We start from the raw sequence: 14,500 nt of genomic DNA on the forward strand, positions 1-14,500 counted from the left end.
CGATGCTGGCGCCGTGCGATGTTCTCCACCAGGCTCATCACCATGCAGTCCGCTTCCTCCGCCTCAATGACGACTGCCGGAATCTTCTCCTGCCCAAGCAGTCGAAAGGCTTCCAGCCGGCCCTCGCCGCAAACCAGGTCATAGCGCTCCGGGTCGTCAGGGTGTCTGCGAACGGTCACCGGTCGCTTGAGCCCGACGGCATCGATGTTTTCCACGATTTCCCTGTGCAGCCGCTTGTTGCGGGCACGTGGATTCAGAACCTCGATCCGATCGATCGGGATCATTCGAAGATGCTGGGGACGGGGCTGATCGGTCATGCTACCTCCCTGAGAGGTTTGCGCTCTGCGAGCGCGTAGAGCGGATCGAGGCTGTCAAAACGGTAACCGTCGAGGGCGAGGCCATTGTCCTCGGCAAGACGAAGTCTGCCGGCGCCAATGTCGAGGAGAGGGAAGAGGAAGTAGTCGAAAGGCTTCCGGTTGAGTTCGTCCATCCGGATAACTACGGAGATGTCCGGTACAAGCCCTGTATCGAACCGCACACGCCAGCGCAGCGAGCCGGCCTGGGTGCGGGTGCAGCGGACAATGAGCAACGACAGGGAAAACTCGCCATTGACGGTCACGAGATCGGTCGTCGCATCTCGCGTGGCGGCTCCGCCTGCAGCGGAGATCCCCCTCAGAACTTCATCGATGACTTCGGGATGGAGCCGGCGGAGTTCGCGGTTGATCTCGATGTAGCGATAGTCGCGCCGCGGCCGGAAACCGACGAGACGATAGGCCCTGAGAAGGCTGCCGAACCGATGGCTGTAGGCGCTGCTCGATGGGGTTTCGTCGGCCTCGTCGATAATGAGACCCGACAACGCGCCCTGATGTTCCAGCAGCGCTTGCAATGCAGCGAGCATCTCCGCGTCGGACATGCGGGCCGAGCGTGCCGCGATGATATTGTTGGCAGCTTCGTAGAGCATCGGATCGACGATTGCCGGAAAGCTGTTCGGCGCTCGGATCCATGTCTCGGGGTCGTTGCGGACACGCTTCTTCTTGAGCTTGAAAGACACCCGGTTCCAGACATTGGTGCCGATGTACTTCTCGTTGATCAGCAACTGATGGACGGAACCCCGCGTCCAGGGCCGACCGAGGTCCGTAAGGATGCCACGGTCATTCAGGCCCTCTGCGATCTGTGCTTCGTTTTGACCCCCTGAAACAAAGGCGCGGTAGATCTCGCGGACGATAGCGACTTCTTCCTCGGGTCCCGGCACGAGCACGACGCGATCGGTTTGAAGGCTCTTTTGTTCACCTTGGGTGAGCGTTGCCTTGGGAACCCCGTGCTGATCGATGAGTAGGCGACGTAAACCGAACCCGGCGGGACCACCCTGACGAAAGCCTTTTTCAATCAGGCGGCATTGCCCGGTGAAAACCTTACTCGACAGCTCTCGGCTGTATTCGCCAGCCATGGCACGCTTGAAGCCCTTGAACATCGTAGCCATAGGGCTGCCGTCGTTTTCAAATTGTTCGGCGCAATAGTGCACGTCGATCCCGGCGCGCCGGCAGATATATTCGTAATAGGCGCTCTCGTCGGCGTCCTGGAAACGGCCCCAACGGCTGATGTCGTAGACAAGGATGACGTCGAAATCCGCGCTGCCAGAAGTGACGGTCTCGATCAGCTGTTTCAGTGCGTCCCGGCCTTCAATCCGCAACCCGCTCTTTCCTTCATCGGCGTAAGTCCGGACGATCTCCATGCCGCGCCGTGCGGCATAGGTCTGGATTGCCGCCGCCTGGTTTTCAGTCGAATAGCGCTGGTGATCGGTAGACATGCGCACGTACTCGGCCGCCCGAACAAGGGACGGGCCATCGCGTGCTTTGTCTGGGAACTCGGGATTCACCACCGGGCTCGGCCTCCATTTGCGCCAGAAGAAAAACATCCAAGGCCGGTGCCGCAGAGGCCCGGGTAAGGTCGTTCGTCATTCTATGAGTCCCCTTCACCATACCAGATTCTGTCGCGCACGAGGCCGCTCAAATGACACCTAAAGTCTACATCGGCAGGATCGTGCTGCCGAGATCCAGTTCCCTGCTCGAAGAAGAAATTACTGTGTTCAGGTCAAAAAAGTTCCCTGTTCCTGTCAGCAGGGAAATTTCGAGTAAAGCATTGAACAGTCGTTGAGTTTTTCGTCGGCCCTGGCGTTGATTGCCAGAAAACAGCAGAAATTCGCTGTTAATTTCCCTGTTTGCAGGGAATTTTGCGGAGACGGGATAGCTCCAGACTGGCTCCTCCGCCACTTGCCCCGATTGCCCCCGAACATCGCCCGTGTGCCGCCGATCTGCGCGGGTTGGAAGTGGCCTTGCAGGCGTTCTGTGTTGCCAGAACCCGTGGCCAGCACGCCCGCGGGGAGCGGGCTGCAGTCTTGTCAGGTGTGGTGGTCCGGCGATGCCCGGCGGGGCGGGGCGGGCCTTGGGGCCGGGCAGGGGCGGCGGCCATGGGCAGGGTCAGCCTCGCGTCCGGGGTAGCCTTGCGTGACGGCGTTTCCGGGGTGGGGAAATCTCCCGTGTCCGGTTTGGCGACCGCTTTTCCGACTTGGGTTTTTCGGCCAGATTTTCTTTGAAAGTCTATACTTGTCAGATAGATGGATCGTCCTTTCCTGCGCGCGCATTTTTCCTTTACAAAAGATATAAAGTGATAACATTATTGACAATGTTCCGAGCGCGCCGGAGGAGGGTGGCCTGACCGGAACGGCCGCCGGGGGGCGGACTGCCTCAGAGGAGATCCATCATGGAAATGTCATCGCTTACGGCCCGTCAGCTTTTCGAGAACGCGAAGGCCAACCCGACGCGCAAGCGTTTCGGCTTCGGCAGGAAGCCCATGCTCATCAACATCGACCTGCAATGCGCCTATACCTCGGTCGGCGAATTCGTGTCGGCCTATGAGACCGATCCGAAGCAGCTCGACTACGTCAACACGCTGTCCGGGCTGGCGCGGGCGAAGGGGCTGCCGCTGACCTGGACCTATGTGGCCTATATGCAATCGGGCGAGGATTGCGGCGTCTGGGGGACGCGCACCGACACGCCGGACTCGCTTCAGAACATCAAGGTCGGCTCCCGCCGGGCGGAATTCGATCCGCGGCTGAAGATCGACCCGGTGAAGGACATCATCATCAACAAGCGCATGGCCTCGCCCTTTCATGAGACCAACCTGCAATCGCTGATGGTCTGGCATCAATGCGACACGGTGGTGCTGACGGGCGGCTCTACCTCGGGCTGCGTGCGCGCCTGCGTGGTCGATGCGATCTCGCGCGGCTACAGGGTGATCGTCCCCGAGGAATGCGTGGCCGACAAGCATGAAAGCCCGCATTTCGCCAATCTCTACGACATCTCGGTGAAATACGGCGATGTGATCCCGGTCAGCGAGGCGATCGCCTGGTACGAGGCCTATCAACCCGAGGGCAAGTGAGATGGACGCCGCCAACGAAATCCGTTCCGACCTTGGTCTTTACGACTATCTGCCCTGGCCGGGGCGCCCGAAGATCACCTGGCCCGGCGGCAAGAAGCTTGCCGTCTGGATCGCGCCGAATATCGAGTTCTACGAATACGACCCGCCGAACAACCCGACCCGGACGCCCTGGGGACGGCCGAACCCCGACGTGCTGCAATATTCACACCGCGACTACGGCAACCGGGTCGGCTGGCGGCGGATGATGGCGGCGATGGATCGTGCGGGGTTTCGCGGCTCGGTCTCTCTCAACGTGGCGCTCTGCGATCACCACCCCGAGATCATCAAGGCCTGCGCGGATCGCGGGTGGGAGTTCTTTTCCCACGGCATCTACAACACCCGCTATGTCTACAACATGACCGTGGAGCAGGAACGCGCGATCATCCGCGATGCCTTCGACACGGTGCGCAATCATACCGGGCAGGAACTGGCCGGCTGGCTGTCGCCTGCACTGTCGAACAACCTCTGGACCATGGACATCCTGGCCGAGGCGGGCATCCGGTACACCTGCGACATGTTCCACGACGATCAGCCGATGCCGGTGAAGGTGAAAAGCGGCAGGCTGATCTCGATGCCCTATTCGCTCGAGATGAACGATGTCATCGTCTATAATAGCCAGAAGGTCACGCCCCGCCATTATGGCGAGATCATCAAGCGCCAGTTCGACCAGCTTTACCGGGATTCGGACGAAAGCGGCATGGTGATGTGCATTCCGCTGCACCCCTATCTGGTCGGCCAGCCGCACCGCATCGACGCCTTTGCCGAGGCGATCGACTATATCGCCGGACATGACGGCGTGTGGCAGACCACCGGGCGCGAGATTGCCGAGGCCTATCACGAAAGCGGCGCCTATGACGCCATGACCGCGGCCATGGCCGCCCTGAAAGAGGGGACCCGCTGATGCCGCCGCTTCCCGAAAGCTATCTTGATTACCCGGCGCGTCATTATGGCATGGATCAGGACCGCTACGACTGGTCCGACATGTTCGCGCGCAAGCCGGTCGTCTGGCCGGACGGGGCGCGGGTGGCGCTGTCCATCGTCACCCACGTGCAGCATTTCCCGCTCGACATGCCGGCCAAGCCCTTCAAGGCCCCCGGCGCGCTGTCGATGCCCTACCCGGATTTCCGCTACTTCACCAATCGCGACTATGGCAACCGCGTCGGCATCTTCCGGGTGCTGAAGCTTTTGGCGGCCAAGGGGCTGCGGACGAGTTTCGCCATCAACGGCTGCATCGCCGAACGCTATCCGGCGCTGCTGCGCGCGGTGGTCGAGGGCGGTCATGAGGTGGTGGCGCATGGCCTTGACATGGGCAAGGTCCATCACTCCGGTCTGGGCGCCGCGGAGGAGGATGCCATCGTCGCCGAAGCGCTGCGGCTTCTGCGCGAGGGGTCGGGCCAGAAGGTCGCGGGCTGGCTCTCGCCCGGCCGTGCGCAAGGGTTCAGCACGCCAGAGATTCTGGTGAAGAACGGTGTGCAATGGTGTCTCGACTGGGCCAATGACGACCTGCCCTATGAGATGCGCACCGACAAAGGGCCGCTTCTGGCGATGCCGCTGGCCTATGAGACCGACGACCGCGTCGTTTCGAACGAATATTTCCAGTCGGAACCGGACTGGGTGCAGCAGGTCAAGGACCGCTTCGACGTCCTGTACCGCGAAAGCGGCGATTTCGGCGGCCGGGTGATGAGCGTGCCGCTGCACAGCTGGGTGTCCGGCATGCCCTATCGCGTCGAATACCTGCGCGAGGTGCTGGACTACATCCTTTGCCATTCCGGCGTCTGGGTAGCCCCGGCGGGCGAGATCGCCGAGGCGTTTCGCAAGCAGGCCTGACGCGCCCTTCATGCCGCGCGCCCGCAAGGGCGCGCGGCCCGTGCCAAGACGAGAGACAAGCACAGGAACACCCCGCATGGCGCAAGCGACCGCCCCCGCAGCACGAACCCTGTTCGGAAAGATCTGGGACGCGCATGAGATCCTGCGCCACCCCTCCGGCCAGTCGCTGCTTTATATCGACCGCGACATGATCCACGAGGGCAGCTTTCACGCCTTCGCGGACCTCAGGCGCCGGGGCCTGCATCCGCGTCGGCCAAAGCAGATCTTCGGCATTGCGGATCATTATGTGCCGACGCTTGGCCGCAGCGCGGATGCGGCCGCCAGCCCCGCCATCGCACGGATGATCCGCACCTTCGATGAGAACATGGAATGGGGCGATGTGCGCCATTTCGGGCTGGAAAGCCGCGAACAGGGCATCGTGCATGTGGTCGCGCCCGAACAGGGGATCACGCTGCCGGGCCTGACCATCGTCTGCTCTGACAGCCATACCTCAACCCAGGGCGCGCTTGGCGCCATCGCCTTTGGCATCGGCCAGTCGGAGAATGCGCATGTGCTGGCGACGCAGACGCTTTGGCAGATGCGCCCGAAGACGATGCGCGTGACCGTCGGGGGCGTCCTTGGCCAGGGTGTGACGGCGAAGGATGTCGTTCTTGCGCTGATTGCGAAGATCGGCGCGGCGGGGGCAGGGGGCCATGCCATCGAATATGCCGGCCCCGTGGTGCGCGCGATGTCGATCGAGGCGCGGCTGACGCTGTGCAACATGTCCATCGAGGCGGCGGCGCGGCTGGGCATGGTTGCGCCCGACGACACGACCTTCGACTATGTGAAGGGCAGGCCCTATGCGCCCGAGGCCGCCGAATGGGACCGCGCGCTGGCCGGGTGGCGGCAACTGCCCACCGATGAAGGCGCGCAGTTCGACCGCGAGGTGGTTCTGGACGGCACCGCCATCGCGCCGATGGTGACCTGGGGAACCAGCCCCGAGGATGCCGTGCCGATCACCGGCCGGGTCCCCGATCCGGCGGGCTTTGCCAGCGCCGAAAAGCGCAAGGCGGCGGCGAAGTCGCTGGACTACATGGACCTTGCCCCCGGCACCGCGCTGGACGGGCTGAAGATCGACCGCGTGTTCATCGGCTCCTGCACCAACAGCCGGATCGAGGATCTGCGCGCGGCGGCGGCGGTCCTGAAGGGGCGCAAGGCCACGGTCCCCGCCATCGTCGTTCCCGGCTCCACCCGCGTGCGTGAGCAGGCCGAGGCCGAAGGGCTGGCCAGGACCTTCCGCGAGGCCGGGTTCGAATGGCGCCATTCGGGCTGTTCGATGTGCGCGGCGATGAACGGCGATGTGGCCGCGCCGGGCGAACGCTGCGCCTCGACCTCGAACCGCAACTTCGTCGGCCGTCAGGGGCCGGGGGCGCGGACCCATCTCCTCAGCCCGGCAATGGCGGCGGCGGCGGCGATTGCGGGCCATCTGACCGATGTGCGTCGGCTGTGAAGGGAAAGATCGCATGAAAGCCTTCCTCCGCGAAACCTCTCCCGTCGTCGTGATCCCCGGCGTGAATTGCGACACCGACCAGATCATCCCCGCCCGCTTTCTCAAAGAGGACCGCGCGAAGGGCTATGACGGGTTTCTGTTCCACGACATCAGCCGCGACGCCGCGGGAAACCCCGATCCCGCCTTTCCGCTGAACCGCCCCGGCGCCGACAGGGCGACGATCCTGTTGGTCGAGGATAATTTCGGCTGCGGTTCCTCGCGTGAGGCGGCGGTCTATGCGCTGGTGGATCGCGGCATCCGCGCCGTGATCGGGCCAAGCTTCGGCGACATCTTCTTCAACAACGCGCTGAAGAACGGGCTGGTGCCGGTGCGCCTGCCCGTCGCGCGGTGCGAGGCGCTGGAGGACTATCTGGCGAAACACGACGGCGCCACCGTGACGGTGGATCTGGAGGCCGGGCAGCTGGTGCTGCCCGGCGCCCTGGGCCGCCACCCGATCGAGATCCCGTCCCTTGCGCGCGACTGCATCCTGCGTGGCCTCGACGAGATCGAGATGACCCTCACCTTCATGGAGCGCATCGAAAGCTTCGAGGCGGCGAGGATCGCAGACAACCCGTGGCTGGGCCGCTGATGGCGGGCCAGTCGCAACAGCAAAGACCAATGACTGCTTGAAACAGGGAGTAAAGCGAATGACCCATCACCTCAATCGTCGCAGCCTGCTGAAGGCTTCGGGCGCGCTGGCACTGGCCAGCGGGCTGGCGGCGCCGTCGATCCTGCGGGCGCAGGCCGCCACCGTGAAGGTCGGCATCCTCGAGCCGCTGACCGGCAACCTTGCCTATAACGGCACCCAATGCGTCGCCGGGGCCAAGTTCGCCGTCGAGGCGCTGAACGCCGCGGGCGGCATCAAGAGCATGGGCGGTGCCCAGATCGAGCTTGTCGTCGCCGATGCCCAAAGCCGCCCCGAGGTGGCCGCCGCCGCCGTCGATACGCTGGTCGAGGCCGGGGTCTGCGCCTTCACCGGCGCCACCGCTTCCTCGCTCGGTCTGGCCTCCACCCAGGCGGCTGCGAAATACAACCTTGCGCAGGTCGTCTCGATCGGCACCGCCGAGGCGATGGTGGAACGCGGTCTGCCGAACGTCTTCCGCTTCACCCCCGGCGTGAACAAATGCACCACGGTCGCGCTTGATAACCTGCGGCTCCTGAACGAGGGCGCGGGCAGCCCGGTCAAGACAGCCGCCATCGTGCATGAGGACGGCCCCTTCGGCTCTGGCATGGCCAAGATCCTGAACGAACGCCTGCCCGGCATCGGCATCGAGGTGGTCGAGACGATCCAGCACCCGACGCCGCAGCGGGATTTCAACAACATCGCGCTGCGCGTCAAGGCATCGAAAGCCGACATCCTGATCCCGTCGAACTACATCAACGAATACACGCTGATGGCCAAGGCGATCCGCCAGCAGCGGGTGGAACTGATGGCGATCTACTCGATCCTCGGCGGCGCCGCCTCGAACATCAAGTTCGTGCGCGAGAACAACGAGGTCGCGCAATATGTGATGGACTGCAACCACTGGTACGACCCGCAAAAGCCCGCCTCGGTCGCGCTGGCCGAAAACGTAGCGAAGGCCGGGCTGGACCTGACCTATGACGTGATGGTGGCCTATGCCTCGGTCCAGGTCATCGCCGACGCGCTTGAGCGGTCCGCCTCGGACGACCGCGAGAAGATGATCGAGGCGCTTGCCGCCTCGACCTTCGACGGTTCGATCATGCCCTACGGGCCGACCAAGTTCGTCAACGGCGACAACGTGAACTCGCAGCCGGTGAACACCCAGATCCGCGGCGAGAAGATCGAGCTGGTCTTCCCGAAGGAATACGCGACCGCCGAGGCCGTGTTCCCGATGCCCAAAGAGGGCTGACCCTTGCGGTCCCCGCCGATGGCAGAGTGCCATCGGCGGGGACCGTCCCCGGCCCGAGCCCGCAAGAGAGAGCCTTCGCTATGTCCAGTCTGATCCTGCCGGCCGTGCTGAGCGGCCTGACGATGGGCGCCATCTATGCGCTTGTCGCCTTGGGGCTGACGCTCATCTACGGCGTCCTCCACATCATCAACTTCGCCCATGGCAGCCTGCTCATGCTGGCGCTCTATGCCGTCTATTTCCTGCATTTCTATCTGGGGATAGACCCCTACATCGCCATTCCGATCGTGCTGCCGGTGTTCTTCGTGCTTGGCTATGCGCTGCAACGCGGCCTCATCGCGCCGATGAGCAGCGGGTCGGAAACCAATGTGCTGCTGGTCACGCTGGCGCTGTCGCTGGCGATCGACAACCTCGCGCTTTATTTCTGGACGTCGAACACCCGCACCATCGACATCCCCTATGCCTATGACACGGTCGAGTTTCTGGGCGCCTATCTGCCGCTTGGCCGGGTGATCGCCTTCTTCGCCGCGCTGGCGGTGGCGCCGGTGCTGTGGCTTTTCATGGAACACACGCGGCTTGGCGCCTCGATCAAGGCCGTCGCCATCGAAAAGCGCGGGGCAGAGATCGTGGGCATCGACGTGAACCACGCCTATGCGGTCTGCTTCGGCATCGGCACCGCCTGCGTGGCGCTGGCCGCCTGCCTGCTGCTGCCGACCTTCTATGTCACGCCGCAGGTCGGCTATACCTTCGTGCTGGTCGCCTTTACCACCGTCGTTCTGGGCGGCATGGGCAGCCTGCCGGGGGCGCTGGTCGCGGGGCTGCTTCTGGGGGTGATTGAATCGCTCTGCGGGCTGTTTCTTGGCGAAAGCCTCGGCCAGATCGGTATCTTCCTCGCCTTCATCCTGATCCTTCTGTTCAAGCCGTCCGGGCTTCTGGGGCGGGGGGTGAAGGCATGAAACCGACCTCAATGGGCCAGGCGGTCCTGATCGCCGCGGCGGTGCTTTATCTCGTCAGCGTCTTCTTCCTGTCCTCGCCGATCTGGATGGGCTTCTCGCTCAACGCGCTCATCATCGCGGTGGTGGCGCTGTCCTGGAACGTCACCGGCGGTTTCGGCGGGCTCTTTTCCTTCGGACATGCGGTGATGTACGGCACCGGCGCCTATGCCTCGGCCGTCCTTCAGGTCAATTACGGTGTCAACGCCTGGATCGGCCTTGTCGCGGGCATCGTCGCAGGCGCGGTGATGGGGGCCTTCATCGGCGCGATCACCTTCCGCTTCGGGCTGAAAGGGTCCTATTTCGCGCTCGTCACCCTGGCCTTCGCCGAGGTGATGCGGATCTGCGCCTCGTCCTTCGCCTTCACCGGCGGCGGGGCTGGGCTTCAGGTGAAGCTCGATCCGGGGATCTCCACGCTTCAGTTTCAGGATCGCACGGTCAGCTACACGCTGCTTTTGCTGGTCGTGGCGGCGGTGATGATCCTGACCGCGGTGATGAAGAATTCGCGTTTCGGCGCCTATCTGATCGCCATCCGCGAGAATGAGGACGCGGCGCGCGCGCTTGGCATCGACACCTATCGCATCAAGGTGATCGCGATGGCGATCTCGGGGGCCTTCGGCGGGCTTGCGGGCGTGCTTTACCTGCAAACCATGCTCTATATCGACAGCACCGTCGTCTATGGCAATGCGATCTCGGTCGAGGCGCTGATCGGGCCGCTGATCGGTGGCGCCGGCACCGTCTGGGGGCCGCTGGTCGGCACGCTCGGCCTGCATCTTCTGGGCGAGGGCGCCAAGCATCTGCTGTCCAACGCGCCGGGGCTGAACTTTGTCCTTTATGCCGTGGTTCTGATCTGCGCGCTGCGCTTCCTGCCGCAAGGCCTGATGGGGTTCGCGGCGCGCATCGGACCCTTCCGCAAGAAGGAGGAGGACGACGACAATGCTTGAGGTTCGCAACATCTCCAAAAGCTTCGGCGGCCTGAAGGCGGTCAGCGATGCCTCGCTGGACGTCCCCGAAGGGTCCATCGTGGCGCTGCTGGGGCCGAACGGCGCCGGCAAGACGACCTGCTTCACCATGATCGCGGGCTTCACGAAGCCCGACACCGGCACCGTGACCTTCCGCGGCGAGGACATCACCGGGCTGGCGCCGCACCAGATCTGCGCGCGCGGCATGATCCGTACCTTCCAGATCGTGCAGCCCTTCGCCGGGCTGACGGTCGAGGAAAACATCGCCGTCGGGGCCTATCTGCACCACCATGACCGGGCCGATGCGACGGCCCTCGCGCGCAAGGTGGGCAAGCAGCTTGGCATGGGCGGAATGCTTGACCGCCCCGCCGCCTCGCTGACCATCGCCGGGCGCAAGCGGCTTGAGCTTGCGCGGGCGCTGGCCACGGGGGCAAAGCTGCTGCTGCTGGATGAGGTGATGGCGGGGCTGATCCCGTCCGAGGTGACCGAGATCGTCGGCATCATCCGCCAGATCCGCGATGAGGGCCACACCATCCTGCTGATCGAACATGTGATGCAGGCGGTGATGAGCCTCGCCGAGACGGCCTATGTGCTGAATTACGGCGAGATGATTGCCCATGCCCCGCCGAAGGAACTGGTTCAGGACCCCGCCGTGATCGAGGCCTATCTGGGCCATGGCGCGGCGACCCGCTTGCAGGAGGGCGGCCATGCTTGAGATTTCCGGGATCAAGGCGGGCTACGGCTCCATGGCGGTGCTGCACGGCGTCGACATGCAGATCGGCGCGGGGGAGATCGTCGCGCTTCTGGGATCGAACGGCGTCGGCAAGACCACGCTGAACAACGTCATCTCGGGCTTTATCCGTCCGACGGCGGGCACGGTCACCTTCGACGGCCAGCAGATCAGCGGGTGCAGGTCGCGCGACATCGTGGCCATGGGCATCGCGCAGGTACCCGAGGGGCGCAAGATCTTTCCCAACCTGACGGTGGCGGAGAACCTCGAACTGGGCGCGTTCCGCCGTGCGGCCGGGCATCGAAAGCAGAACTTCGAACGGATCTGCGGCATCTTCCCGCGCCTGCGCGAACGGCTGGGCCAGCTGGCCGGGACGCTGTCGGGGGGCGAACAGCAGATGCTGGCGATCGGGCGCGGCCTGATGTCGGAGCCGAAGCTGCTGATCCTCGACGAACCCTCGCTGGGCCTCTCGCCGATCCTGGTGGAGGAGATGTTCGACCTGATCGGCCATATCAACGCCGATGGCATGTCGGTGCTGCTGGTGGAACAGAACGTGATGCAGTCGCTGAACGTCGCCAGCCGCGCCTATGTGCTGGAACAGGGACATATCGTCATGCAGGGCGACACCGCCGGCATGCTGAAGGACCCGCAACTGCGGCAGGTCTATCTGGGCCTCTGACGCTCCCCGCGCCGGGCCGCCCGACTGGCCCGGCCGTCAAACAGGAAACGGAGAATGAAATGTCCCTGACACGCACAGCCCGCCTGCGCAAAGCCCTTGGAGGCGAACGGGCGATCATGGCCCCCGGCGTCGTGGATGCGATGTATGCCCGCCTGGTGGCCGAGGCCGGGTTTGACGCTATGTACATGACCGGGGCCGGGACATCGGCCACGCGGCTCGGCTATCCCGATGTGGGCCTGCTGACGATGACCGAGATGGTGGACAACGCCACCCGCATCGCCGATGCCTCGGACGTGCCGCTGATCGCGGATGCCGATAACGGCTATGGCGGGCCGCTGAACGTGCGCCGCGCGATCCAGCAATACGAACGCGGCGGCATCGCGGCGGTGCATCTGGAAGACCAGGTGCTGCCCAAGCGCTGCGGCCATCTTGCGGGCAAGCAACTGATTTCCGCGGCCGATATGGTCGCCAAGGTGAAGGCGGCGGTGGATGCGCGGATCGACCCGGATTTCGTGGTCATCGCCCGCACCGATGCGCTGGCGCTTCACGGCCGCAACGCCGCCTTCGACCGTGCCGAGATGTATCGTGAGGCCGGGGCCGACGTGATCTTCGTCGAGAGCCCGCTGGCCGAGGACCTGCCCCATATCGCGCCGCGCTTCCCCGGCGTGCCGCTGCTTTACAACATGGCAACCTCTGGCAAGACCCCGTTCCTGACCCGGAGTGAGATCGAGAAGCTGGGCTTCAAGCTTATCATCTATCCCAACTGGCTCCTCCTGTCGGCCTGCGAGGCGGCGCGCAAGACGCTCGAGGTGATGAAAAACGAGGAATCCATCGCCTCGGTCGCGCCGCAGGTGATGAGCTTCAGGCAGTTCTTCGACACCGCCCGCATGGCCGAGGTGCAGGAACTTGAGGCCCGCTATGGCACGCCCGAGGAAAGCCGCACGGGATACTGAAAATAACGGGCGCGCGGCCCGACCCGCGTGCCTTTTCGTTGAAGGGGGATCGCAGATGGCCGTTCTGTCAGCCGAAGACGTGGAATTCGATTATGTGGTGCCGGTCGTGGTGGTCGGCGCCGGGGCCTGTGGCCTGACCGCCGCGCTGGCCGCGCATGACGCGGGCCAGGAGGTGATGATCCTTGAACGCGACGAAAGCCCGCGCGGCTCCACCTCGCTCTCCGCCGGTCTGATCCCGGCCGCGGGGACGATGCTGCAAAAGGCGGCGGGGATCGAGGACAGCGCCGATCTCTTCGCCGCCGATCTGGTCGCCAAGACCCATGATCACACGCCCCCCGACATGGCGATGGTCGCCGCGAAAACCTCCGGCCCGATGATCGACTGGCTGATCCGCGATCACGGGATCGAGCTGGAGCTTGTCACCGGCTTTCTCTATCCCGGCCATTCGCGGATGCGTATGCACGGCCCGAAAAGCCGCACCGGCGCCGATCTGGAACAGGCGCTGCTCTCGGCGGTGTCGGCGGGCGGGATCGACCTGATCTCCGGTGCCTCGGTCGAGGATCTGTATGCAGATGCCGACGGGCGGGTGACGGGCCTGCGCTTTCGCCGCCCCGACGGTGCGCTGGAAACGCTGGGCTGCGCCGCGCTGGTTCTGGCCTGCTGCGGTTTCGCGGGCGATGCCGCCATGGTGCGCGACTATATCCCCGAAATCGCCGATGCCGAATGTTGCGGGCATATGTCCAACACCGGCGACGCGGTGAAATGGGGTCTCGCGCTTGGCGCGACGGTGGCGGATATGGGCGCCTATCAGGGCCACGGCTCGGTCGCGCATCCCCATTCGCTTCCCTTGACCTGGGCGGCGATCACCCAGGGCGGGATACTGGTCAATACCGACGGCCACCGCTTTTCGAACGAGATGCGCGGCTATTCCGAACATGGTGCCGAGGTCGCGGCGCAGCCGGGTCATGTCGCCTGGGACATCTTCGACGCAAGGGCAGAGGAAGCCGCGCTCGGCTTTCACGACTATCGTGAGATCCGCAAGCTCGGCGCGGTGAAAAGCGCCGATACGGTGGAGGAACTGGCCGAGGTCACGGGCCTGCCCTTCGAGGCGCTGCAAGCCGAGCTTGACGCGATCGCCGCCGCCGCCGAAAGCGGCGCGCCGGACCGCTTCGGTCGCCGGTTTGCCCGCGATCTGCTGCTGCAAGCGCCCTGGCGCGCCGTCAAGGTGAACGGCGCGCTGTTTCACACGCAGGGCGGGCTGGTCATCGACCACGATGCCCGCGTGCTGGGCAAGGACGGGACGCCGCTGCCGAACCTGATGGCGGGCGGGGGCGCCGCGCGCGGCCTCTCGGGCGATTCCAACTACGGCTATCTGTCGGGCAACGGTCTTTTGTCGGCGACGGCCTTCGGGCGCCTTGCCGGGATCAGCGCCGCACGCATCGCGGCAGGGGCATGAAGACCGGCAGGGCCGGTGCAGGAAACGG

General features: G+C 64.5%; 14 protein-coding genes. 12 read left to right on the forward strand and 2 right to left on the reverse strand.

Features of this window, described 5'->3' with window-relative positions; translation table 11 throughout:
- Both LX70_RS00005 and LX70_RS00010 read right to left on the reverse strand, forming a co-directional pair.
- Window positions 1-317 (reverse strand): ParB N-terminal domain-containing protein (locus LX70_RS00005; protein ID WP_211301638.1); only part of this gene is annotated, 317 nt, incomplete at its 3' end.
- The gene (locus LX70_RS00010) at window positions 314-1,879 is read right to left on the reverse strand and encodes a recombinase family protein (protein WP_342747650.1); all 1,566 of its coding nucleotides are present in this window, start codon (window positions 1,877-1,879) and stop codon (window positions 314-316) included. The genes LX70_RS00010 and LX70_RS00005, both read right to left, overlap by 4 nt.
- Before the next feature lie 881 nt (window positions 1,880-2,760).
- Here LX70_RS00010 and LX70_RS00015 point away from each other — a divergent pair.
- The 12 genes from LX70_RS00015 (at window position 2,761) to LX70_RS00070 (ending at window position 14,472) form a co-directional block, all read left to right on the forward strand.
- Window positions 2,761-3,438: an isochorismatase family protein gene (locus LX70_RS00015; RefSeq protein WP_105512505.1), complete on the forward strand. Its 678-nt coding sequence runs from the start codon at window positions 2,761-2,763 to the stop codon at window positions 3,436-3,438.
- Between the two features lies 1 nt (window position 3,439).
- Window positions 3,440-4,378, forward strand: a complete 939-nt coding sequence (locus LX70_RS00020; RefSeq protein WP_105512506.1) for a polysaccharide deacetylase family protein — start codon at window positions 3,440-3,442, stop codon at window positions 4,376-4,378.
- A complete protein-coding gene (locus LX70_RS00025) occupies window positions 4,378-5,304 on the forward strand; it encodes a polysaccharide deacetylase family protein (protein WP_105512507.1) in 927 nt (308 codons plus the stop codon). The genes LX70_RS00020 and LX70_RS00025 overlap by 1 nt, the downstream gene beginning before the upstream one ends.
- Window positions 5,305-5,380: 76 nt before the next feature.
- Complete coding sequence (leuC, locus tag LX70_RS00030; protein ID WP_105512508.1) at window positions 5,381-6,793, forward strand: 3-isopropylmalate dehydratase large subunit; 1,413 nt, start codon at window positions 5,381-5,383, stop codon at window positions 6,791-6,793.
- Window positions 6,794-6,806: 13 nt separating this feature from the next.
- A complete protein-coding gene (gene leuD, locus LX70_RS00035; protein WP_105512509.1) occupies window positions 6,807-7,421 on the forward strand; it encodes a 3-isopropylmalate dehydratase small subunit in 615 nt (204 codons plus the stop codon).
- A 58-nt stretch (window positions 7,422-7,479) separates the two neighbouring features.
- Window positions 7,480-8,703, forward strand: coding sequence for an ABC transporter substrate-binding protein (locus LX70_RS00040; protein ID WP_105512510.1), 1,224 nt, complete (start codon window positions 7,480-7,482; stop codon window positions 8,701-8,703).
- Window positions 8,704-8,783: 80 nt separating this feature from the next.
- Window positions 8,784-9,656, forward strand: coding sequence for a branched-chain amino acid ABC transporter permease (locus tag LX70_RS00045; protein ID WP_105512511.1), 873 nt, complete (start codon window positions 8,784-8,786; stop codon window positions 9,654-9,656).
- Window positions 9,653-10,636 carry a branched-chain amino acid ABC transporter permease gene (locus tag LX70_RS00050; protein ID WP_105512512.1) on the forward strand — a complete coding sequence of 328 codons (984 nt, stop codon included), beginning with the start codon at window positions 9,653-9,655 and terminating at the stop codon, window positions 10,634-10,636. The genes LX70_RS00045 and LX70_RS00050 overlap by 4 nt, the downstream gene beginning before the upstream one ends.
- The gene (locus tag LX70_RS00055; protein WP_105512513.1) at window positions 10,629-11,369 is read left to right on the forward strand and encodes an ABC transporter ATP-binding protein; all 741 of its coding nucleotides are present in this window, start codon (window positions 10,629-10,631) and stop codon (window positions 11,367-11,369) included. Before LX70_RS00050 ends, LX70_RS00055 begins: the two co-directional genes overlap by 8 nt.
- Window positions 11,362-12,063, forward strand: coding sequence for an ABC transporter ATP-binding protein (locus LX70_RS00060; RefSeq protein WP_105512514.1), 702 nt, complete (start codon window positions 11,362-11,364; stop codon window positions 12,061-12,063). The genes LX70_RS00055 and LX70_RS00060 overlap by 8 nt, the downstream gene beginning before the upstream one ends.
- Window positions 12,064-12,122: 59 nt before the next feature.
- Window positions 12,123-13,016 (forward strand): isocitrate lyase/PEP mutase family protein, encoded by an 894-nt coding sequence (locus LX70_RS00065; RefSeq protein WP_105512515.1) that lies wholly within the window; start codon window positions 12,123-12,125, stop codon window positions 13,014-13,016.
- Window positions 13,017-13,071: 55 nt separating this feature from the next.
- On the forward strand, window positions 13,072-14,472 hold the full coding sequence (locus LX70_RS00070) for an FAD-dependent oxidoreductase (protein ID WP_105512516.1): 1,401 nt from the start codon (window positions 13,072-13,074) through the stop codon (window positions 14,470-14,472).
- Window positions 14,473-14,500 lie beyond the last annotated feature (28 nt).

It is taken from the genome of Albidovulum denitrificans, from assembly GCF_002973535.1.
GTDB classification, from domain to species: domain Bacteria; phylum Pseudomonadota; class Alphaproteobacteria; order Rhodobacterales; family Rhodobacteraceae; genus Albidovulum; species Albidovulum denitrificans.